The sequence below is a fragment of the Parvularcula sp. IMCC14364 genome, from assembly GCF_030758415.1.
In the GTDB taxonomy this organism is placed as follows: Bacteria; Pseudomonadota; Alphaproteobacteria; order Caulobacterales; family Parvularculaceae; genus Aquisalinus.
Map to the genome: position 1 here is coordinate 1,719,930 of NZ_CP132334.1, position 21,380 is coordinate 1,741,309.

Genomic DNA, 21,380 nt, shown 5'->3' on the forward strand with positions numbered 1-21,380 from the left:
GATCAGTCATTCCTGGCAATATCAAGAAGCAACATCAGGATTTTACGACATCCCTTGAGGCGCTGCTTCTCTCCTGGCCAGGCCTGTTTGAAGACGAGGGTTTGATCAGGGCGTAATTTCACATCATAAGGTGAAGCCGCAATAAATTCGACCAGACCGGCCGGGTTTGCAAATTCATTGTTGCGGAAGCTGACCACAGCACCTTTAGGACCTGCGTCAATCTTGGCAACACCTGCCTGACGACACAGAGACTTGATCGCAACAATCTCCAGCAGATGCTCCACCTCTGCAGGCAATGCGCCAAAGCGGTCAATAAGTTCTGCACCGAACGCATCAAGCTCATCCTGCTCTGTCAGATTGGAAAGGCGTCTGTACAGGGACATTCTCAGATCGAGATCCTCAATATAAGTATCAGGAATGAGGACAGCTGCGCCGATGTTGATCTGCGGTGACCAGGTTTCCTCGAGGGCGCCACCCTCGCGGAATGAAGCGACCGCTTCTTCGAGCATGTGCTGATACAGTTCGACACCAACTTCCTTGATATTACCAGACTGCTCCTCACCAAGAAGATTACCAGCGCCGCGAATATCAAGATCGTGCGAGGCCAGGGTAAAGCCCGCCCCAAGCGTGTCCAGGGACTGCAACACTTTCAACCGGCGTTCGGCCCCGGCTGTCATTTTCTTTCGCGCGGATGTCGTGAGATACGCGTAGGCTCTTGCTTTGGAGCGCCCTACCCGACCCCTTATCTGATAAAGCTGCGCCAGTCCGAACATATCGGCTCTGTGCACAATCAGTGTATTTGCACTTGGCACATCAATGCCGGATTCAATGATTGTTGTCGCCACAAGTACATCAAACTTGCCATCATAAAATGCGTTCATGATGTCTTCCAGTTCACTCGCTGCCATCTGACCATGAGCAACCTTGAATTTCACTTCCGGCACTTGCTCTGTCAAAAACTCGGCGATGAAGTTCAGGTCGGCTATACGCGGTGCAACAAAAAAGCTCTGTCCGCCCCTGTAATGCTCACGCAATAAAGTTTCGCGCGCCACAACGGAATCAAAAGGCCCAATACTGGTTCTGACCGCCAGTCGATCCACCGGCGGTGTCGCTATAAGCGACAGGTCTCGAATACCACTCATGGATAATTGAAGCGTACGCGGAATAGGTGTCGCCGTCAGTGTCAGCACATGCGTATCGGCCCTGAATTCTTTCAACCGTTCCTTGTGCTTCACCCCGAAATGTTGCTCCTCATCAACAATGACTAGACCGAGACTATCAAACTTCGTGTTCTTGGAAAGCAGCGCGTGCGTGCCGATCACGATATCGACTGTTCCATCGGTAATGCCCTTGCGGGTCTCTCCCGCTTCCTTGGTGGAGACCATGCGGGAGAGTTGTTTGACCTGTAACGGAAAACCGGCAAAGCGCTCCATGAAGTTCCTGAAATGCTGCCGCACGAGCAGTGTCGTCGGCGCGATAATGGCAACTTGCTGACCATTCATGGCTGTAATGAACGCTGCACGCAGCGCAACTTCTGTCTTGCCGAAACCGACATCACCACAAATAAGTCGATCCATCGGCCTGCCCATGGCCAGATCATCCAGAACGTCCTGTATGGCGTTCTCCTGATCTTCTGTTTCAGCATACGGAAAACGTGCGCAAAATTCATCATATGCACCTGCTGGCGGATCCAGACTTTCGGCTTTTTTTGTTTCCCTTTTCGCCGCAATCTTGATGAGTTCGGCGGCCATCATCTTGATGCGGTCTTTCAGGCGGGCTTTGCGATTCTGCCAGCCTGCCCCGCCCAATCTGTCCAGTTGCGCATTGGGGTCATCGGACCCGAACCGGGACAGCAATTCAATGTTTTCAACAGGCAGGTACAACTTGTCACCACCGGCATAAACAAGATTGAGGCAGTCATGGGGCGCACCACCAACATCGACAGTATGAAGACCTTCATACCGTGCAATGCCATGGTCCACATGTACGACCAGATCGCCGATGGAGAGAGAAGCTGCTTCGGTCAGAAAGTTATCAGCGCGCTTTTTCGTACGCCGCCTGACAAGACGGTCGCCAAGAATATCCTGCTCTGCAATAACTGCCAGTTTTTCTGTTTCGAAACCGTGTTCCACACCAAGGGCGACCAGCACAGCTGTATCAGTCGCCTGTTCCTGCGCCTGACGCCAGTTCATGACATTGCTGGTAACGCTGACGGCGTGATCGCGCATGACTGTGCCCATTCTGTCAGCGGAGCCTTCGCTCCAGCCTGCCACAATCACTTTCTTGCCAGCCCCTTGAAGCATCTTGATATGCTGATTGAGCGCATCGAAGACGTTGACGTTACCGGCACTTCTTTCCGCAGCGAAACTACGCCCCTGCCGCGCACCAAAATCAAAGGCCCGCGTCTGTTCTGGCGGCGCAAAGGGCGTTAACTGACGAAAAGGATGGGCCGACAGCTTTTCTTCCAGTCTGCTGCGTGACAGATACATGGTCTCCGGGGCGACAGGGTAATAGGGCTCTGTGGTGAAGGATGACTTTTTGTCCGCGCTGTCTTCAAGGCGTGCTGCGTGATAATCCGTGACCTGCGCATAGCGCTCATCAGCAGCTTCTGCGGCCAGATGATCGAGGAAAAACAACCCATCAGGCGCAAAGTCGAAGAAGCTGCCCGGCGTTTCGTAAAAGAACGACAGCCAGTGCTCCATGCCCGCATGCTTTCGCCCGGCAGCAACAGCCTCATAAAGCGGGTTATCGGTCACCACCCCAAAAGACATTCTGAATTTCTGCCTGAACTGGCGGATACTGTCGTCAGTTAACAGAATTTCTGATGCAGCCGTCAGGTTGATAGCCTGCCGCTGGGCTGTCGTGCGCTGTGTTTCGGCATCAAACGCCCTGATGCTTTCCAGTGTATCCCCGAAAAAGTCGAGGCGCAGCGGCTCAGCTGTTCCTGGCGGAAATATATCAACCAGCCCGCCACGCACGGCAAATTCACCCGGCTCACGCACCGTGCTTGTACGGGCATAGCCGTTCGCCAGCAAATGCGTCACAAGATCATCCCCATCAACGCTACCACCTGGCCGGGCAGAGAATGCGGCCTTGGTGATGATCTCCGCCGGTGGTGTGCTCATCGTGACGGCGTTGACAGATGTGACAACAATCATTGGTGCTTCTGTCTTGCGCGTCAGCAGCGCCGAGAGAACAGCCATGCGCTGCGCTGAGACATCACTGGATGGGGACACGCGATCATACGGCAGGCAGTCCCAGGCCGGAAAAGTCATCACCGGTATATCGCTGGCAAAAACGGAAATTGCTGAAGCTGTTGCTGCCGCCCGCGCGGCGTCACGCGCAATATGCACTACGAGGTTCTGACGCGCGCGCGCAGCTTCCACAATGGCCAGCGCATCAGCGCCTTCCGGCGCGCCATAGACAGTCAGACTGCCATCATCCAGCCAGGCCTGTTTTGAGGATATTCGCGATGTCAGCGAGATTTCTGTCATGACTGTTCCACGCACAAAAAGCGCGAGGTCCTGTCTGAACTCACGCGGGCCGCGTCACGTAGCCTGTGTGTCGTGCTCTTTCAAGAGCAGGGGGTCAGTTTCGTCGCGCCAGCATGTTGGTTATGCGCAACAACGCGAGCCCCAATCCCGCGAGGAAGAACACCACCGCGAGCGATGCCGTCATCCTGATCCACCAGGAATTGAAATTCTCGCGGCTGGACCAGTCCATAATGTGCAGTCCCCACATGAAATCGAATGTACGCCAAAGCATGGTTCTCACAGCCTTTACCTCACCCGTCTGCGGATCGACGTAGAACGTCGCCTTGTCCGGTGCGCTGAAACTGATTTGCCAGACCGGACCAGCGCGACCATATTCCTGCGGCGGCACCTGTAGAAATTCCGCAGAGATAATCTGCCCTGCCCCTGCATAAGACGAAAACGCAATGCTGCGTGCAGTTGACTCATTCAGTGGGGAAATAACCTCACCCGCAATAGCGTCAATCAGCACTGTCCCGCTATCTGTCTCGACACGCCAGACCGGTTTGCCATTCAGCACCGTTGCCGTTGCCTGCTCAACTGGTTTAGCCGCCAGTGTGACCACATCTGCAAGGGCAACATTATAGTGAGACCATACAATCTCGGGCGTTGGCGCACTGGCGCGCAAATGTTCCCCCCTGACATTTTCAATCGGAAACCAGGTCATGAAGAGACCACTGATCAACCACAGGCCAACCTGCGCCCCAATGGCGAGGCCAAGCCAAAGATGCAGTTGGCGCAAGCGCCGGTTGAGCAATGCCCTGTTCATGCTGGTTTCCAGTTATACTGCGGGGCGTACGGATCAGTCGTGGCTATGATCCTTGAAATAATGCGCCTTGTAAGACGCAACCAAGTCCCGCAATTTTTCAACATGCTGAAGGTCTGTTGTCTGCTTGCATTTCATGGCTGCCACGAGAATCTGATGCAGCAATGTCGTATGCTCTACGTAATCCGACCATTCTGCACCTGCCTGGGTCGCGGGCACCTTGACACGTTGCGTCAGAAAATAGGCGTGTGCAATATCCTGTATCTCCTGCGCATGTTCTTCTTTATTGGCAGTCCACCGGGCAACCATGTGGTAGTCGGCAGGTGATGCCGCGCTGAGCCGGTCAATCTCCATCATGGATTTTTCAACCGTGCGAATATGTTCGTCCAGTTCATCGAACTGTCTTTTATCGTCATAGATACCGCATGGTATCTGGCAGTGCGCCAGAGCGGGTGACGTAAAAAACGGCACGGCCAATATGCCAAGCAGGGCCAAAAGTGTAATGCGCATGAACTCTCTCCTCGTTTTGATGGGACAACCTTAGCTGGCGCGCCGCTGGTTTCAAACAGTCAATTACGGCGTCTCGATCAATCGACTTTGCAAAAAACTGAAGACCGCGTCACGGGCCGCCAGCGTCGCCGAGCCCTCTGCATCAATCAGGTCTCTCGTCAGCACCGCATGGGGGAACGGATTGCCATCGGGGTTCTGGTGCCTGTCATCGAGTTCGATGCGGTTGAACCTCTCCGGCCCGACCAATGCCTCAATCGCATCAAATCTTGCCTTGGTGCAGCTTGGATCACCTTTGAAACGCAGTGCCATCACATCAACTGCCTTACGCTCCTGCAAAGCCTGCTTTTCTTTAGCTGACATATGCAAGGCCGCTCTCGACCGCCTGGAAAGAACACTGATCGGCATGGCAGGCTGCGAGGCCACCGGCGCAATCACGGGGGCGTCGAGCACCAGTGACAGGGCAAAATTGCCTGTCATGCACATGCCGATTGCCCCAACTCCCGGCCCGCCACATTGCTCATGAATGTGCGTTGCCAGTTTACGCAGCCATTGTGTGACAGGGCTGGACGCATTTTGTGCAAAAAGGTGAATTTCCCTGGATATGCAGGCTCTTGCCAGATTTGCAGACAGGGATGGGGGCGTCGGGCCACGTAATTTATCCTCGTAAAGATCCGGCGCAAAAACCGTGAAGCCCGCCTCTTTAAGCCAGTGGGCAAAGCGCCAGAATTCAGGCACCATGCCCGGTAATTCATGCATCAGAAGAACACCCGGGCCTGTCCCGTCGATATATACCGGATGCGTAATATCGTCTGACTTGAACAGCTCGCGTGTCGCAAAAGGCGGATAGTCGACTGTTTCGCTTTTGTCAGTCGCCGATGCGTTGCCCACTGGCACAGTGCCAGCTGCAACCGCCCCCGTTACAGAAGCCAGCAATGCTCTTCTCGTGGGAGGCGTGCTGGCCATTACCCCGCTGTGCCCATAACGTGTTCTGAGAGAGGAAAACGCTTCAGGTCATCCAGTATCTTGCAGTCATGGTTTGCCGGGTTGGCTTTTTCGCCGATAATCCATGAATATAATTCACGATCAGGCACCTCCAGTAATTGTTCGAACTGGTCCAGTTCATCGCTCGACATCGTAGCAAGGTTCTGTTGTGCAAATGTGCCCAGCACAATGTCAGCTTCCTTGAAGCCCCGGTGCATGGCACGGTAGAGTAGTTTTTTGCGGCGCGGATCGGTCATCATGCTCTCCTTCGGGAAATATGTAATATGATATGCAGCGCCCGTCACCTGTTCCGGAATAATACCAGCTGATGCGACCCGAAATTCTCAACCCACTATTCACCGATGTGACCTATCTGCCCGGCGTCGGGCCAAAGGTAGCTGCTCTTATTGGCAAGGTCGCGGGGCCCCGCATCATCGATTTACTGTTAACCCTGCCCACGGGCTTGATTGACAGGTCATCCCGCCCGCAGATTTTACAGGCCGAGGAAGGGCAACTCGTAACGCTCGAGATAACCGTCGAGAAACATACCCCCCCACCCAAAGGCATGTCGCGAATACCTTATAAAGTCATCTGCTCGGATCAGAGTGGCTTTATTACGCTGGCGTTTTTTCATGCGCGTTCTGATTATCTTCTGAAAAATCTGCCACAGGGTGCAACAAGGCTGGTCAGTGGCAAGGTCGAGAGGTTTTCTGGTGGACTGCAAATCGTGCATCCGGACCATATTGTTGATCCGGATAATGCCGATGCGCTACCATTGTATGAACCGGTTTATCCCCTCACCGCCAGCCTGCACAGCAAAACCATGAGAAAAGCCGCTCAAGGCGCTGTGGAACGCTGCCCGGATCTGCCTGAATGGCTGGACCCGGCATTGGTGGCGCGAGAAAAATGGCCGACCTGGCCTGATGCCATGCGCAGCGCCCATCACCCCGAGAGCCGGCTTGACCTCACGGGCGAAAATGTTGCCCGGCAGCGCCTTGCCTATGATGAACTTCTCTCCAATCAGCTTGCTCTGGCATTGATACGGCAAAATCGTCACCGCAGCGCTGGCCGCAGCTTGGAGGGCAACAATGTCTTGCGCGAAGCTGTTCGTGCTGCGCTGCCTTTCCACTTGACCACAGATCAAGAGAAAGTCCTGACAGAAATCTTTGAGGACATGGCCGCTGCCACCAGAATGATCCGACTGGTACAGGGGGATGTCGGCTCGGGTAAAACTGTTGTCGCCTTGCTGGCCCTGCTTTGCGCCATAGAATCAGGTGCTCAGGGCGCTTTGATGGCCCCAACAGAGATACTGGCACGCCAACATTACGAATTCATCGCCCCCCTGCTGGCCGAAACAAATGTCAGTGTGGAACTGCTGACCGGTCGCGACAAGGGACAGGAGCGACAGGCCAAACTGTCCGGACTGGAGAAGGGCTACATTGATATTCTGATCGGCACACATGCCATCTTTTCGGAAGATGTGGCGTACAAGGATCTGGGGCTGATTATCGTTGACGAGCAGCATCGCTTCGGCGTCTTTCAGAGGCTTGCCCTTCAGGAAAAAGGGGTACATGCCGACGTCCTGGTCATGACGGCAACGCCGATCCCGCGCTCCCTGGCGCTGACAACATATGGCGATATGGATATCAGTCAGATCAGGGAGAAACCACCGGGCAGAAAGCCTGTAGATACGCGTGCCCTGCCTCTGGAACGCCTCGAGGATGTTACCATGGCAGTGCGCCGGGCAATAGAGCGCGGCGAACAGGTTTACTGGGTCTGCCCCATGGTAGAAGAAAACGCCGACATAGAACTGACGGCTGTAGAAACCCGCTTTGCGCATTTGCAGCAATCACTCGGGGCAAGCGTCGGCCTTGTGCATGGCAAGATGAAATCAGCTGAAAAAGACGCCGTTGTGACTGCTTTTTACAACAAGGAAATCAGCCTGCTTGTCGCAACGACTGTTATCGAGGTCGGAGTAAACGCGCCAGACGCGACCATCATGGTTATCGAACATGCGGAACGCTTTGGCCTTGCACAGCTTCACCAGTTACGGGGGCGCGTCGGGCGTGGCGATCGTCAGTCTACCTGCCTTCTTCTGTACAAGGCGAATGCCAAAGGTGAATTGGGTGAAACTGCCAAGGCACGGCTGAATGTTTTACGCGAAACGGATGATGGTTTTCTGATCGCAGAGGAAGATCTGCGCTTGCGGGGCCCGGGCGACTTTCTTGGCTCTGCGCAATCAGGCTTTCCTGACTTTCGTATCGCTGATGCGACAAAGCACAAGGCATTGCTGGACATGGCAAGGGATGACAGCACCCTGATTATATCTCAGGACCCTGCGCTCGAAACGGGAAGAGGCACAGCCCTTAAAACCCTCTTGTATCTTTTCACTCGTGATGAAGCGGTAAAGCTACTGAAATCCGGCTAGGGTGTAACAATTTCACTTTACAACCTATGGTTGATTATGCCTTACTGTGCACGCGCAGATTGAGCGCGAATCTTCAAAGGAGTGAGACATGCAGAAAATCAACATCGAAGATATTCCTGTCCTGACATACGATGCCGGCATTCCAGACACGCGCTGGGGAGAAACATCCTCCAGTGCCGTTACTGGTGTAATCGTCAGTATCATTGTTCTCTTGTCAGACTAATTTATCGCGATGCGCGCCGCCACTCTGGCGCGCATCTATCCTGAACAGGAAAACCCAATGACCATTTTCACTCGCCCTGAGGCAGGTTTCCGCAAGGCTGTCCTGAAGAACTCCAACGCATATCTAGAGATGCTGTTCTCCCTGCAACAGGAAACGCGGGATTTTTACCGGCAACATGCACCGCTTGCCCGAACCATCCAGGCAATAAACGAACTGCCTGCACCAACAGCAGGAGATATCGTTCGTCTGGCCGAAGAGTATATAGACTTCGATACAGTCAAGCCATTGATTGATTATGAAGCCAGCCGGTACACGGCCTTTCCCATGTACTACTCCCCCATGACAGCCCTGAATACTGGCGCCGTAACGGGTTGGGTTCTCATCAACCATCCCAAAGTGCTGGTCATGCTGATCGCTTTTGACAGTACTGAATTTCGCACCCAGAAACGCCTTGGCAGGATGAATGAGACAATCAACTTCTCCGCCGGTGATATTTCGCTGCGATTGTTGAAATCAGGCGGATTTACCTGTTCACACTGGCAAGCCCCCCTGATCACGGATGATCTGGCAATGACTGGCGATCTACAGTGCGTTCATGAACGAACCAAGACATATAAAACCGGTGATCGAATTTTTACAAAAGGTGGCACAGAAACGATTGTTTATGAAGATGTAGCCGGGCCGACCATTGGGCTACAGGTTTATTCCCGCATCTTTCGCACCAATGTCATGGCGGATTACGACCCGGTATCGCATCTGGTGAAAACCCTCTCCGCTGCGGACCAACGCTCCAGCCGGGTGCAGATGCTGAACACTGTTGCGAGATTGTTTGACCGACAGGATGCCGTGCCCCCCATGCAATCGCTCATGAAGCACCCGGACCACTATGTTCGCTGGCAAACAGCGCGGGAACTTGTCGCGCTGGACCCTGAAGCTGCTGAACACCCCTTGAGGCAGATGAGCGAACAGGATGCCAACCCCGATGTTCGCCGCATGGCGGCCCGTACACTCCAGATGTTTTACACAGAAAGTACGCACTGATGCTTGTTCATATTGACACAAATGAAAAGGATGACTTCACGCTGGATGAACTTGTGCATTGGCTTAAGGAAAACCGAATAGACACGTCTTCTCACCAAGATATGCTCAAAGCTGCCCCTGCACTGAAAAGGCTTGCCAATAACAGGTCATTTCTAGCAGATCTGGCTGTATCCGAAATAAAGGATGTCTGCACATCTGATCCGCATATTTATCATTACTCTGCACAGGTTATGCTCTTACACTTGCCTGACAACCAGCAGGACAACTTCTATATCAGGGCGAACTTCTGGCCTTCTGTAAAAGACCAGCCGCTTGTCGCAGCAGGTCCTGGACCGTTCTTCTACAACCGTCCCCATGACCACAACTTCAACTTTCTGACTGTCGGGTATTATGGGCCGGGTTACTGGAGCAACTACTATGAATATGACCATGAGCGTGTGACAGGTTATCCCGGTGAGCACGTACCTGATCTGGTGTTCACGGAAAAACGGGCACTGACCGAAGGTCATGTCATGCTTTACCGCGCGTCACAGGATGTGCATGAACAGCTTCCCGCTGACAGTATGTCGATAAGTCTGAATATCCTTGAAAATACACCGCGCGTAAGATTGACTGATCAGTACTCGTTTGATCTGGAGCGTAATGCCATCAGACAAATCATCAACATTTCTCTGGCCCCTGCCGTTTTCAATATGGCCCTGCATCTTGGTGGTGAGGATGGACGTGATGCGCTGTCGGAAATAATCAGATTGTCACCTGATCCATTTATCCGTTTCAATGCCTATAAAGCGTTGGCAAGTGAATGCCGTGAGCCAGCAAAATACTGTGAAGCTCTGGCATCAGCTTTATCAGACAAGTCGTCCATGGTGACCCGGTGGGCCGATCGTCATATCGCAGACGTTCAACGCGGCATGAACGAAGGCAGCACTGGCTGATCAGTCTGTATCTGCTTAGTCTTTTGTACGGGAAAAGAGCGAGAACTTTTTATTAGGTTCATCGTTCGATTGTTCCGACAACTGCACGGCGGCAGCCTCAAGCTCTTTGACGCGCTCATCCGGATCAAATGCTGGTGTCACAAGACCCGCAGAGAAGATGAGTTTCGCGCCCTCCTCCACAGTCATATCGAGTATGCGCAAATTGCCGGATGGCACAAAGAGCAGAAACCCGGAGGTTGGGTTTGGTGTTGTAGGCACAAAAACGCTGACCAGGTTATCGTCCACATCCTGCAGTTTGTGACGGATCTCTCCTTTGGTGGAAGTCACAACGAAAGCCATGACCCACAGGCCCTCTTTCGGATACTCCACAAGCGCAACTTCCTTGAAAGAGCGTTCCGATTGCTGCAGGGCCATTTCAAAGACATTCTTGAAGAAGCCGTAGAGATTTCGCACCACCGGCATGGAATCAACGAGGCGCTCTCCGGTTTTGATAACCGTCCGGCCAATAAAATTCTTGGCCAGCGCCCCCAAAACAATAAGCGCAACAATAGCGAGTACGATTCCGGCCCCTGGCAGATAGTCGAGCACATTTGGCGGAATGAACCTTGCCGGGATGACACGTTTGACCTGTCCATCCAGGTCGGCCAATGGACCCGTCACAAAAATATAGATCAGCCAGAAAGTGATACCAAGAGGGGCCGCGACGACGATCCCGGTCAGCAGGTCGTTTCTGAGACGTGTCAAGAAACTGGGCTGTTGCGGCTTTATCAATTTCGAACCGGATTCTTTGTCAGGTGACTTTGCCAAGGGGTTTCTCTCTATCTGTCAGTAAGTGTGCATGATAGCGGTAATCAGAAGTAGTGACAATTTCGTGACCTGTTTGTTCCAAAATTAAGTCACGCACCCTATCACACGCCAGACATAAAGGGTAAGTTGGTCACTCTAATGATAAATTACATCGTTACTGGACATCCTGACCATGCCCTTGAGACTTCTAATTGGTAGCGCTGTATTCTGTGTCAGCCTTGTTCTGGCGCTGGCGGTGTGGGTCTTCCAGGATAATATCGCCAAGTTCGTCATGAACCCGCGTGTACCCTATGAGATATACACGCCACCTGAAGCACCGGATTATACGCAGCAGGAAAACTGGCTGACATGGCCTGATCCCGACAGCGAAAAGCTCGTTGATGTTTTTTACGTTCCCGGTACGGCTTATGCCTCTTCGGATCACTGGAATGCGCCGCTCGACAATCGCGAGACACGCTCAACCCTGCAGCAAGTTTTACTGCCCAATGAAGCAGGGCCATTTGCACAAACCAGCAATATTTATGCACCATATTATCGTCAGGCCACGCTGTTTTCTTTTTTCACCCAGAAACATCAGGGACGAGCCGCAAGAAAAACAGCATATGCCGATATCAAGAAAGCTTTTGAATATTTCCTGGCTCAGTCTGATCCGGCCCGGCCCCTGATTCTTGCAGGCTACGATCAGGGTGGCCTGCATGTTCAGGGGTTGCTGATAGACTTTTTCCAGAATGACGAAGATCTTCATCGTCGGCTGGTCGCCGCCTATATTATAGACCAGAGTACGCCGCTTGACCTGTTCAACTATACGCTGACGGAAACACTGCCCTGCAAATATCCAACGGATGTGCGCTGTGTTGTCTCGTGGAATGCACTGGAAGCGAGACATAAGGATGAAATCTGGCGCAAGAGCAATCGCCTGCTGGTATGGAACAGCAACGGCACACTGGAATCCGTTGAAAAGCGCCCTCTTTTATGCACCAACCCCCTCGACTGGCGGCTGACAGCCGACGTCGTCGAAAAAGACAAACACCGCGGCGCGGCATCTGCAGGGGGCATCGGTTTTGGTGAGCAACCGGCAATAATAGAAAACGCTGTCAGCGTGCAGTGCCTAGAAGGCGTCGCTATCGTAACACAGCCCCGGCAATCCTGGCTGCAGCGCCCGCACGGCTTCGGCAAGCAGTGGCAGTCCCTGGACTATAACCTGTTTTTTGAAGACATTCGCGTGAACGCAGAAGAACGCGTTATCGCGCTGGCGAGCCTACTGGAACAGGAAAACAGGATAGCGCCGCCAATTATCGATACCGTCGAAATCGGCGAAGCCCCCATCAAAAAAATACCAAACTAGTCCGCATCAGCAAAGAAATGCAGATTGCGCCGTGCCTTGGCAACGCGGTCGATTTCCTGCAACTCCTGCAAATATGCTTTGAGATATCTCAGGGGAATCATATTCGGCCCGTCGGAGGGGGCACTGTCCGGGTCAGGATGCGTTTCGGCAAAGATGCCCGCCACGCCTACTGCCACAGCAGCGCGTGAAAGGGTTGGCACCATCTCGCGCTGTCCCCCGGACGTACCGCCCTGCCCGCCCGGTTGCTGCACAGAATGCGTCGCATCAAAGATAATCGGTGCGCCCGTATCGCGCGCCATTGTCGGCACACCCCTGAAATCGGTAACCAGCGTATTATAGCCAAAACTGGCACCGCGCTCTGTCACCAGCACTTTTGAATTACCGGCTTCGGTTACCTTGGCGACGACATTTTTCATGTCCCACGGCGCAAGGAATTGTCCTTTCTTGATCTTGATGACCCTGCCTGTCTCGGCAGCTGCAATAAGAAGGTCAGTCTGACGGCACAGGAATGCCGGTATCTGCAGCACATCCACAACTTCACTCACCGGAGCGCATTGCGCCCGCTCGTGAATGTCGGTCAGCACTGGCACCCCAAGCGTTTCGCGTATCTCAGCAAAAACCGGTAGCGCATCCTTCAGACCGACGCCTCTGGCACTGCCAAGACTTGTCCGGTTGGCTTTGTCGAATGAGGTCTTGTAAACAAAGCCGATGCCAAGATCAGACGTGATTTCCTTGATAGCAGCCGCAACTTCGAGAGCATGATCCCTGCTTTCCATTGCACAGGGGCCCGCAAAGAGCATGAATGGAAGGTGGTTACCGACGTCGACAGGCGTTTTCGCGCTGTCTATCGTTACTGTCTTTTTGGCTGAAGTCATTTCTCAATCCTGTACATAGCCCGCTGGACGGTGGCCGCGTTTCGTCCTAGATGGCGGCTGAACAGAATTACTGCAAGGTGTTTTCAGCACTCATCCGTCTGGCTTAATTTATGACAACACATCTTATTACTGCACAGGAAGTCCTGACCGTCGAAATTGAAGGCCTTCAGGCTATCCTGGAACAACTCACCGACAGCGAGACGCCTTTTTCGACCGCGTTCAATCACGCCCTCAGTCTCATCGAGAATGCGACAGGGCGAGTGATTGTTACCGGCATGGGGAAGTCAGGACATATTGCAAAGAAAATTGCAGCTACGTTTGCCTCGACGGGGGAAGCGGCAAGCTTTGTCCATCCGGGCGAAGCGAGCCATGGCGACCTTGGCATGATCAGCCAGGATGATATTGTCATTGCCTTGTCAAATTCCGGCGAAACCCCGGAATTGCGGGACGTCATCGCCTATTGTGGTCGTTTTGACATTCCCCTGATTGCCATAACATCGGGTGTTAAATCCGATCTGGCCGAGGCAGCAGACGCTGTTCTGCTGCTGCCACCTGTGCGCGAAGCCTGCGAAGAAACACGAGCACCAACCACTTCCACCACAATGTCCCTTGCGATTGGTGATGCACTCGCGGTTGCGCTTTTGCGCTCAAAAGGGTTCACAGCTTCTGATTTCCGGAATTTCCACCCGGGCGGTAAACTCGGCGCAGCCCTGCGCAAGGTTGGCCATTTCATGCATGGGCCTGAAGTATTGCCGCTTTGTCAGCACGACACACCCATTGAGAAAGCTGTTCAACAAGTTAGTGCAGGCGGTTTTGGCTGCGTGGGCGTTGTCGCCCCTGATGGTGAGCTGCTTGGCATCATCACGGATGGTGACCTTCGCCGACACTTCAATGATTCACTGGAAAACAAGGTGGCAGCCGACATAATGACCGCCAACCCCAAGACGGTAACGCCGGAAACACTGGCCGCCGATGCACTGGCCATCCTGAGCCAGAAACGCATTACGGCGCTTTTCGTCACCCGGGATGGAAAACCCGTTGGCCTGCTGCACATTCATGATTGTCTTTCAATCGGCGTCATCTAACTCATTTGAATGAATTCATCCGCCCAAGATAAGAGCGCGCCGTGCGTCGTCTGGTTCCGGCAGGACCTGCGCACGAAGGATAATCCTGCGCTGCGGGCAGCAGCAGACTCTGGCAAACCGGTGATCTGCCTCTTCATTCTTGATGATCAAAACCCGGGTGAATGGAGCGCAGGTGGCGCTTCGCTCTGGTGGCTGCATCATTCCCTCAACGAGCTGTCTGGAAAACTGGAAAAAGCGGGTGGCGCGCTTGTACTGCGACGTGGTGATGCCCGAAAGATCATTCCGGACATTATGGAGAGCACGAGCGCCGACAGCATTTTCTGGAACCGTCGCTATGCGCCCTTCGATATTGAGCTCGACAAAATTCTCAAGGAAGATCTCCAGAGCGGGGGATATGATGTTAACACCAGCAATGGTCGTCTTCTTTTTGAGCCATGGGAAGTGGAAACCCAGTCCGGTGGACCCTATCGGGTGTTCACGCCTTTCTGGAAGGCCATGCAGGCCAAAGGCATAAACAGGGAGCCGTTACCGGAAGTCACCAGATTGTATGGCCCTAAATCGCTACCGAACTCTGATGCCCTTGATGACTGGGCACTGCTGCCAACGAAACCTGACTGGGCACAAGGCTTCAAAAGCGAATGGTCACCGGGCCAGAGCGGCGCATTGACACGTCTTAAAGACTTTCTGAATGACGCTGTCGGCAGCTATTCTGATGACCGCAACCGGCCTGATAAAACCGGTACATCCGGCCTGTCGCCGCATCTGCATTTTGGTGAAATAAGTCCACTACAGATATGGTCAGCCACGCAGGACAGACTGGCGCAGGAAGAAGTCCCCGCAGACCATGCCAAGACTTTTCTGTCAGAAATTGCCTGGCGGGAATTCTCCTATTCCCTGCTGTTTTATAATCCCAAAATGCTCGACAAGGAATTGAATGAAAAATTCAGGAAATTCCCATGGGTATCGGACAGGGAAAAGCTTAAAGCCTGGCAGCAGGGCCAGACTGGTTATCCTGTTGTTGATGCAGGCATGAGGCAGCTCTGGCAAACCGGGTGGATGCACAACCGTGTACGCATGATTACAGGTAGCTTTCTGGTCAAGCACCTGCTGATCGACTGGCGCGAAGGCATGAAATGGTTCTGGGACACGCTGGTGGATGCAGATATCGCCAGCAATACAGCAAGCTGGCAATGGATTGCAGGTTGCGGTGCAGATGCCGCGCCATATTTCCGTATCTTTAATCCGATGACTCAGGGTGAGAGATTTGACCCCTCAGGCGATTATGTTCGCAAGTACGTTCCGGAATTGCAGAAAATGCCGAAAAAACATATACATACGCCTTGGGAGGCTGACGCGGCCGTGCTGAAGGAGGCCGGTGTTCAACTGGGGAAGGATTATCCATACCCGATTGTAGACCACAAACCTGCACGGCAGGCCGCGCTCGATGCCTATGAGAAAATAAAGTAATCGGGCGCAAGCACCCGGAGCAAGATAATGGACATGCCCGAAATCATTCAGTCAGCCACATTGGTCACAGACCAGAACAGAGACACGCTGCTTAGGAATAAACCAATATTCTTTCGCCTGCTGGTCAGCATCCTGAACCGCCTTTCCTTTGGCACGCTTGTTCTGGTTTTGCCGGATGGTCAGAAACTTAAATTTTCATCCCCTAATGAAATAGATCAGTATGCGATTATAAAAGTCCGGGACTATGCGGTTGCCCGGCGGGTTTTGCTCGGTGGCATTATCGGTTTTTACAAAAGCTACCAGGCCGAAGAATGGGATACACCTGAACTTGCTCAGACGCTCTATATTCTGGCAAGAAATGCAGACGACATTCAGAACACTTTGTTGGCACATCCCGCTGTGAGGTGGCTGAATACGGTCGCTCATGCGATGAACAAAAATACCAAATCCGGCTCCAGGAAGAATATTATGGCGCATTATGATCTTGGTAATGAATTTTATGAAAAGTGGCTCGACTCAAGCATGACGTATTCTTCTGCCTTCTTTGATGGCAGAGATCAGTCACTGAAAGACGCCCAGCATAGCAAATATGCCTCCCTTGCAACCCGCATTAACTTGCAGGAGGCAGACAATGTACTTGAAATCGGCTCTGGCTGGGGCGGCTTTGCCGAATATGCTGCCAAGGAAGTGGGCGCTAAAGTGACAGGTCTGACCATATCACCGGCACAATATGATTATGCCTGCGAAAGAATGTTCCGTCTTGGCCTGAACGAAAAAGTGGAAATCCGCCTGCAAGATTACCGCGATGTGGAAGACACCTTTGACAAGGTTGCATCTATCGAAATGTTTGAGGCGGTGGGCCGCGAATACTGGCCTGCCTATTTCAACAAGATCAATGACTGCCTTGTATCAGGTGGGCAGGCCGGGCTTCAGATCATCACAATAGCAGACCGGTTCTTTGATAATTATGTGCGCAGTACAGACTTTATTCAAAGATATGTGTTTCCGGGTGGCATGTTGCCAAGCCCCTCGGTGTTCAAGAGGCACGTAGAAGATGCAGGCCTCACACTCGCGAGCAGTCTCTCCTTTGGTCAGGATTATGCACGCACACTTTCCAGTTGGCACAAGAGTTTTCTGGACTCCTGGCAGGACCTGCAACCAATGGGTTTTGACCAGCAATTCAAGAAACTCTGGGAATTCTATCTGGCCTATTGCGAGGCAGGTTTTCGGGCAGAAACCACGGATGTCAAACAGGTAACCCTTGTGAAGGCTTGAGATCAGGACAGATTTTTCAGAAACTTTTCTGCAGAGGCCTTGATCGCTTTCAGTTCCGCGACTGATTTCCTGTCCAGATTTTTGTACACCAGACCCATCCGGCCATTACCTTCCAGCTTGTCCCGGTGCTGATCTATGAAATGCCAGTAAAGGTAATTGAACGGGCACGCATCATCGCCTGTTTTCTCTTTCACCTTATAGGAACAGTTTTTGCAGTAATCGGACATGCGGTTTATGTAAGAGTCTGAATCAAAAGTCTTTCATATGAAACATGCTCTTGCCAGTCGTCTTGTTGCGATACGGATGTGAGCCATGAATAGCCATGCGATAGCTGAGGTCCAGCATCGTTCCCAATCCTTGGCGAGACGGCGTGATCGCCCTAACCATGCGAATGTGCGTTCTACGACCCATCGCCGGGGCAGGACTTTAAAGCCTTTCATTTTATCGGATCGCTTGATGATTTCCATCCGGAATGGACCGACTTTTTTAAGTTTGCGCTTTAGCTTATCTCCCGCATAGCCACCATCGGCAAAGATATGGCGAAGCCATGGAAATTTGTCTCGCGCTTCCATCAACACCGCTGGTGCGCCGTCGCGATCCTGTACATCCGCGGCATGCACAAGTGCTGTCACCAGAAAGCCTTCCGTATCCGTCAGAATATGCCGCTTGCGGCCTTTTATATTTTTGCCCGCGTCAAAGCCAGTAATACCGCCACTTTCTGTGGTTTTAACCGACTGGCTATCGATCACACCTGCGCTGGGGTGTGGGCTTCTGCCGTGTGCTTCGCGGCATTCAAACAGCAGGCGGTGATTGATCTTTTCCAGCAATCTGTCATCACGCCACCAATAAAAATATTTCTGAACCGTCGAAAAAGGCGGGAAATCCCTTGGTAACATGCGCCATTGGCAGCCAGTAGACGCGATATACAACAAGGCGTTCATGATCTCCCGCATCGGCCACTTGCGAGGACGCCCCATCCGATTTGGAAGAGGTATTTCAGGTTCAATCAAAGCCCATTCGTCGTCCGTCAGATCACTTGCATAGCGCAGGAAACTGCGGTCATAATATGTGCGGGTGGTTTCATTCCAACTCATCTGATCCTCCGTGTCTTAAGCAAACAAAGAGAATCATAAGTCGTTGAAATCACCCAGATACTTTTGGATCAGGCTCTAAGACCCGGATGCTGCGTATGGCTTTGATGCCATCAGGCCGCCATCGGCGTAAATGGCCATGCCATGCGTATTCGGCAGTTCTACCCATTCATAGGCATCAGCATATACAATCAGATACCATTCATTGATTTCCTTCGGGGCAATGCCTGCGAGAAGGGCAAAGTTCCCTGTCACCATTAACCGCTGAATATGATGTGCGTAGGCATTGTCGTGCGTGTTTCTGACAGCCTCTCTGATACAGAGCATGTCTGTCTCCCCGCTCCAGTAGAAAGCAGGCAGTTTTCGCTCAGCCTTAAAGTAATTAGACTTTGCGTAATCCGGCATCTCCAGCCAGTACAGGCCGCGCACATATTCGCGCCAGCCTATGATCTGTCTGATAAAACCCTCTACGGCATTGAGCGGCGCCCGCTCATCACGCCACGCCTCTTCTGCGGCCTGGCAAACCTCCATTGCCGTCAGCAGACCTGCATTGAGGTATGCGGACAGTCTGGAATGGTGCAGAAAATCTTCTCCACTGGCCATTGCGTCCTGATAATCGCCAAAATTGGGCAGAGCCTCTTCAATAAACCAGTCAAGTTCCTGCAAGGCCCCATCCCTTGTTACCGCATAAAGGCAGCTGCTCGCATTGCCGAAATGGTCTCCAAAATCGGCTTCGATGACACTTCTCACCTCTTCGACGATACTGGTTTCGCTGATTTTAGGCCGCACCGGCAAGGAATAGTTTTTCGGCAATTTCTTGCGATTATCAGCATCAAAGTTCCATTTTCCACTGACAGGCTCACCATCCGCCATGAGCAGTCCGGTTTTGCGTCGCATCTCACGATAAAAGAACTCCATGCGAAGATTCTTGCGGCCATCTGCCCATTTTGCAAACTCCTGCAGTGTACAGACGAAGCGCTTGTCTTCCCGAATTTCAACATCTACCTGAAACCGGTCGGCCCAGCTGTTCATTTCCTCCGACAACCGCCACTCGCCACACTCTGTAACAATGACTTTTTCAAACTTTTCCTGCTGCAAGGCTTTATCGATTTCCCCGCCAAGGGACCCACTATTATCCGGATCATCATAACGGATGTATTTTACTTCAATGGCGTCTGCTGTCAGGTCTTGTGCGAAATGACGCATGGCGGAAAACAGGAAAAGAATTTTCTGCTTGTGGTGCTTTACATAAGTAGCTTCCGATTTGACCTCGGCGATCAGCACAACATCGCCCTTTTTATAATCCGCGAGAGATGAAATCGACGTGGTGAGCTGGTCACCGAGGATCAGGCGCAATGCGGGCATATTATTTCTCGCTTGTGGTTTAGATAATATCGCAGGTTCTGAGCCTGAAATAGGCACACGCCGCCTTGATGACAAATGACGGGCTGAGTACCGTCATATCTCAGGAGATAAATATGAAGACTTTCCCCGCCGTCACGGATCTTGTTGGCAATACCCCGCTTATCAGACTGAAACGGGCGTCCGAAGAAACGGGCTGCACGATCCTCGGCAAAGCGGAGTTTCTGAACCCGGGACAATCAGTCAAGGACAGAGCAGCACTTGGTATCATTCGTGATGCTGAGCAGAAGGGTACACTGAAGCCCGGCGGTATGATTGTGGAAGGCACCGCCGGAAACACCGGCATCGGCCTGTGTGTCGTTGGCAAGGCGTTGGGCTACGAAATCAAGATCGTGATGCCCCGCACACAAAGCGAAGAAAAAAAACAGGCCGTCCGCCAGCAAGGCGGCACCCTTATAGAAGTTGACGCCGTTCCGTACGCCAATCCTGACAATTACGTACACTATTCCGGGCGACTTGCCGAAGAGATGAACAGAGCCAATCCCCAAGGCGCAATCTGGGCTAACCAGTTCGATAATACCGCGAACCGGGATGCACATTATCTTACAACAGGCCCGGAAATCTGGCGTGACCTTGAGGGCAAGATTGACGGGTTCATCTGCGCAGTAGGATCAGGCGGAACACTTGGCGGCGTGAGTATGGCGCTGAAAGAGCGCAAGCCCGAGACCGTCATCGGTATTGCCGATCCCTATGGTGCCAAGCTGTTTAGCTGGTACAAGGATGGTATTCTTGAAACAGAAGGCGCATCCATCACTGAAGGCATCGGCCAGGGGCGCGTCACGGCGAACCTGGAAGATGTCGAAGTGAACGAAGCCTTCCGTGTAAGCGATGCAGAGGCGCTGCAAACTCTGTATAAGCTGGTAGAGGAAGAAGGCATGTTTCTTGGTGGCTCAGCAGGCATCAATATCGCTGGTGCTGTGAAGCTCGCCAGGCAAATGGGCCCCGGGCATACGATCGTTACAATCCTCTGCGACTATGGTAACAGATACGGGACAACATTCTTCAATCCGGAAGTTCTGCAGCAAAAGGGCTTGCCACTTCCGCCCTGGTAGAGCTGAGAAAATAATATGCAGAAGACATTTGATGTAACCATCACTTATCTTGAGCAGAATACCCGCCCTCAGTTTCCCCTTCCCTTTCGGCCAGCCGGCAAGACAGCACTGATAAGATCAGAAACACCGCCCCTGCATTATTATCGATACCTGTATGATCAGGTGGGCGGCCCCTTTCATTGGGTCAGTCGACGCTACATGCCAGATGAAGACCTTGCAGAAATTATTCACAACCCGGATGTTTATATTTACGTGCTTTACTACAACGGCTCCCCTTGCGGTATGGCAGAAGTGGATACCCGGAAAGACTGCCATCCGCCGGGCACAGTCGAAATAAAGTTCTTCGGCCTGATGCCAGACTTTATTGGCAAGAGACTGGGGCGCTGGTTCCTGCACAACGTCGTAGACCTTGCCTGGTCGCTCGATCCGGAAAGAGTCGTTCTCGAGACCTGCACTGCAGACCACCCTGCCGCGCTGCCGTTATATCAGAAACTTGGTTTCTCGGTATATGATCAGGGCAAAGGTGTGATCGAGTGGCGGGGTTGAG

20 protein-coding genes are annotated in these 21,380 nt (G+C 52.6%); 10 read left to right on the forward strand and 10 right to left on the reverse strand.

The genetic code is table 11. The annotated features are described in order from the left end of the window. Positions 1–2 precede the first annotated feature (2 nt). The 5 genes from mfd to RAL90_RS08275 all read right to left on the reverse strand — a co-directional run bounded on the left by mfd (position 3) and on the right by RAL90_RS08275 (position 6,044). Complete coding sequence (gene mfd / locus RAL90_RS08255; protein WP_306249509.1) at positions 3–3,494, reverse strand: transcription-repair coupling factor; 3,492 nt, start codon at positions 3,492–3,494, stop codon at positions 3–5. A 94-nt stretch (positions 3,495–3,588) separates the two neighbouring features. Then, positions 3,589–4,299 carry a PepSY domain-containing protein gene (locus tag RAL90_RS08260; RefSeq protein ID WP_306249511.1) on the reverse strand — a complete coding sequence of 237 codons (711 nt, stop codon included), beginning with the start codon at positions 4,297–4,299 and terminating at the stop codon, positions 3,589–3,591. Between the two features lie 33 nt (positions 4,300–4,332). Further along, the gene (locus tag RAL90_RS08265; protein WP_306249513.1) at positions 4,333–4,806 is read right to left on the reverse strand and encodes a superoxide dismutase [Ni]; all 474 of its coding nucleotides are present in this window, start codon (positions 4,804–4,806) and stop codon (positions 4,333–4,335) included. A gap of 63 nt (positions 4,807–4,869) precedes the next feature. After that, positions 4,870–5,769 carry a dienelactone hydrolase family protein gene (locus RAL90_RS08270; RefSeq protein ID WP_306249515.1) on the reverse strand — a complete coding sequence of 300 codons (900 nt, stop codon included), beginning with the start codon at positions 5,767–5,769 and terminating at the stop codon, positions 4,870–4,872. Beyond that, the gene (locus RAL90_RS08275; RefSeq protein ID WP_306249517.1) at positions 5,769–6,044 is read right to left on the reverse strand and encodes a succinate dehydrogenase assembly factor 2; all 276 of its coding nucleotides are present in this window, start codon (positions 6,042–6,044) and stop codon (positions 5,769–5,771) included. The genes RAL90_RS08270 and RAL90_RS08275 overlap by 1 nt, the downstream gene beginning before the upstream one ends. 71 nt (positions 6,045–6,115) lie before the next feature. On the opposite strand from RAL90_RS08275, the gene recG reads away from it, so the two are divergent. From recG to RAL90_RS08295, 4 genes are all read left to right on the forward strand, one after another. Next, positions 6,116–8,215, forward strand: a complete 2,100-nt coding sequence (recG, locus tag RAL90_RS08280; protein WP_306249519.1) for an ATP-dependent DNA helicase RecG — start codon at positions 6,116–6,118, stop codon at positions 8,213–8,215. Between the two features lie 88 nt (positions 8,216–8,303). Further along, the gene (locus tag RAL90_RS08285) at positions 8,304–8,438 is read left to right on the forward strand and encodes a hypothetical protein (protein WP_306249521.1); all 135 of its coding nucleotides are present in this window, start codon (positions 8,304–8,306) and stop codon (positions 8,436–8,438) included. Between the two features lie 57 nt (positions 8,439–8,495). Next, positions 8,496–9,479 carry a HEAT repeat domain-containing protein gene (locus RAL90_RS08290; protein WP_306249523.1) on the forward strand — a complete coding sequence of 328 codons (984 nt, stop codon included), beginning with the start codon at positions 8,496–8,498 and terminating at the stop codon, positions 9,477–9,479. Next, on the forward strand, positions 9,479–10,414 hold the full coding sequence (locus tag RAL90_RS08295) for a hypothetical protein (protein ID WP_306249525.1): 936 nt from the start codon (positions 9,479–9,481) through the stop codon (positions 10,412–10,414). Before RAL90_RS08290 ends, RAL90_RS08295 begins: the two co-directional genes overlap by 1 nt. Before the next feature lie 15 nt (positions 10,415–10,429). Here RAL90_RS08295 and RAL90_RS08300 read toward each other — a convergent pair whose 3' ends face one another. After that, the gene (locus tag RAL90_RS08300; RefSeq protein WP_306249527.1) at positions 10,430–11,158 is read right to left on the reverse strand and encodes a DUF502 domain-containing protein; all 729 of its coding nucleotides are present in this window, start codon (positions 11,156–11,158) and stop codon (positions 10,430–10,432) included. A 235-nt stretch (positions 11,159–11,393) separates the two neighbouring features. Here RAL90_RS08300 and RAL90_RS08305 point away from each other — a divergent pair, with 235 nt between their 5' ends. After that, entirely contained in the window at positions 11,394–12,566 is a 1,173-nt protein-coding gene (locus RAL90_RS08305; protein ID WP_306249529.1) for a DUF3089 domain-containing protein, read from the forward strand. Here the strand turns inward: RAL90_RS08305 and kdsA are convergent. Continuing rightward, positions 12,563–13,441 carry a 3-deoxy-8-phosphooctulonate synthase gene (gene kdsA / locus RAL90_RS08310; RefSeq protein ID WP_306249531.1) on the reverse strand — a complete coding sequence of 293 codons (879 nt, stop codon included), beginning with the start codon at positions 13,439–13,441 and terminating at the stop codon, positions 12,563–12,565. The two genes, RAL90_RS08305 and kdsA, sit on opposite strands and share 4 nt — an antisense overlap. A gap of 110 nt (positions 13,442–13,551) precedes the next feature. Here kdsA and RAL90_RS08315 point away from each other — a divergent pair, with 110 nt between their 5' ends. The 3 genes from RAL90_RS08315 to RAL90_RS08325 are packed head-to-tail and all read left to right on the forward strand — an operon-like array spanning position 13,552 to position 17,268. After that, positions 13,552–14,526, forward strand: coding sequence for an SIS domain-containing protein (locus tag RAL90_RS08315; RefSeq protein WP_306249533.1), 975 nt, complete (start codon positions 13,552–13,554; stop codon positions 14,524–14,526). Between the two features lie 9 nt (positions 14,527–14,535). Continuing rightward, complete coding sequence (locus tag RAL90_RS08320) at positions 14,536–15,993, forward strand: deoxyribodipyrimidine photo-lyase (protein ID WP_306249536.1); 1,458 nt, start codon at positions 14,536–14,538, stop codon at positions 15,991–15,993. A gap of 27 nt (positions 15,994–16,020) precedes the next feature. Beyond that, the gene (locus RAL90_RS08325) at positions 16,021–17,268 is read left to right on the forward strand and encodes a cyclopropane-fatty-acyl-phospholipid synthase family protein (RefSeq protein ID WP_306249537.1); all 1,248 of its coding nucleotides are present in this window, start codon (positions 16,021–16,023) and stop codon (positions 17,266–17,268) included. A 2-nt stretch (positions 17,269–17,270) separates the two neighbouring features. Here RAL90_RS08325 and RAL90_RS08330 read toward each other — a convergent pair whose 3' ends face one another. The 3 genes from RAL90_RS08330 to RAL90_RS08340 all read right to left on the reverse strand — a co-directional run bounded on the left by RAL90_RS08330 (position 17,271) and on the right by RAL90_RS08340 (position 19,724). Further along, a complete protein-coding gene (locus RAL90_RS08330) occupies positions 17,271–17,462 on the reverse strand; it encodes a hypothetical protein (protein WP_306249538.1) in 192 nt (63 codons plus the stop codon). A gap of 66 nt (positions 17,463–17,528) precedes the next feature. Continuing rightward, complete coding sequence (locus RAL90_RS08335; protein ID WP_306249540.1) at positions 17,529–18,362, reverse strand: IS5 family transposase; 834 nt, start codon at positions 18,360–18,362, stop codon at positions 17,529–17,531. A 75-nt stretch (positions 18,363–18,437) separates the two neighbouring features. Further along, positions 18,438–19,724 carry a cryptochrome/photolyase family protein gene (locus RAL90_RS08340; protein ID WP_306249542.1) on the reverse strand — a complete coding sequence of 429 codons (1,287 nt, stop codon included), beginning with the start codon at positions 19,722–19,724 and terminating at the stop codon, positions 18,438–18,440. A 113-nt stretch (positions 19,725–19,837) separates the two neighbouring features. Between RAL90_RS08340 and RAL90_RS08345 the strand changes: the two genes are divergently transcribed. Next, positions 19,838–20,833: a cysteine synthase A gene (locus tag RAL90_RS08345; protein WP_306249544.1), complete on the forward strand. Its 996-nt coding sequence runs from the start codon at positions 19,838–19,840 to the stop codon at positions 20,831–20,833. Positions 20,834–20,848: 15 nt separating this feature from the next. After that, entirely contained in the window at positions 20,849–21,379 is a 531-nt protein-coding gene (locus tag RAL90_RS08350; protein WP_306249546.1) for a GNAT family N-acetyltransferase, read from the forward strand. Position 21,380 lies beyond the last annotated feature (1 nt).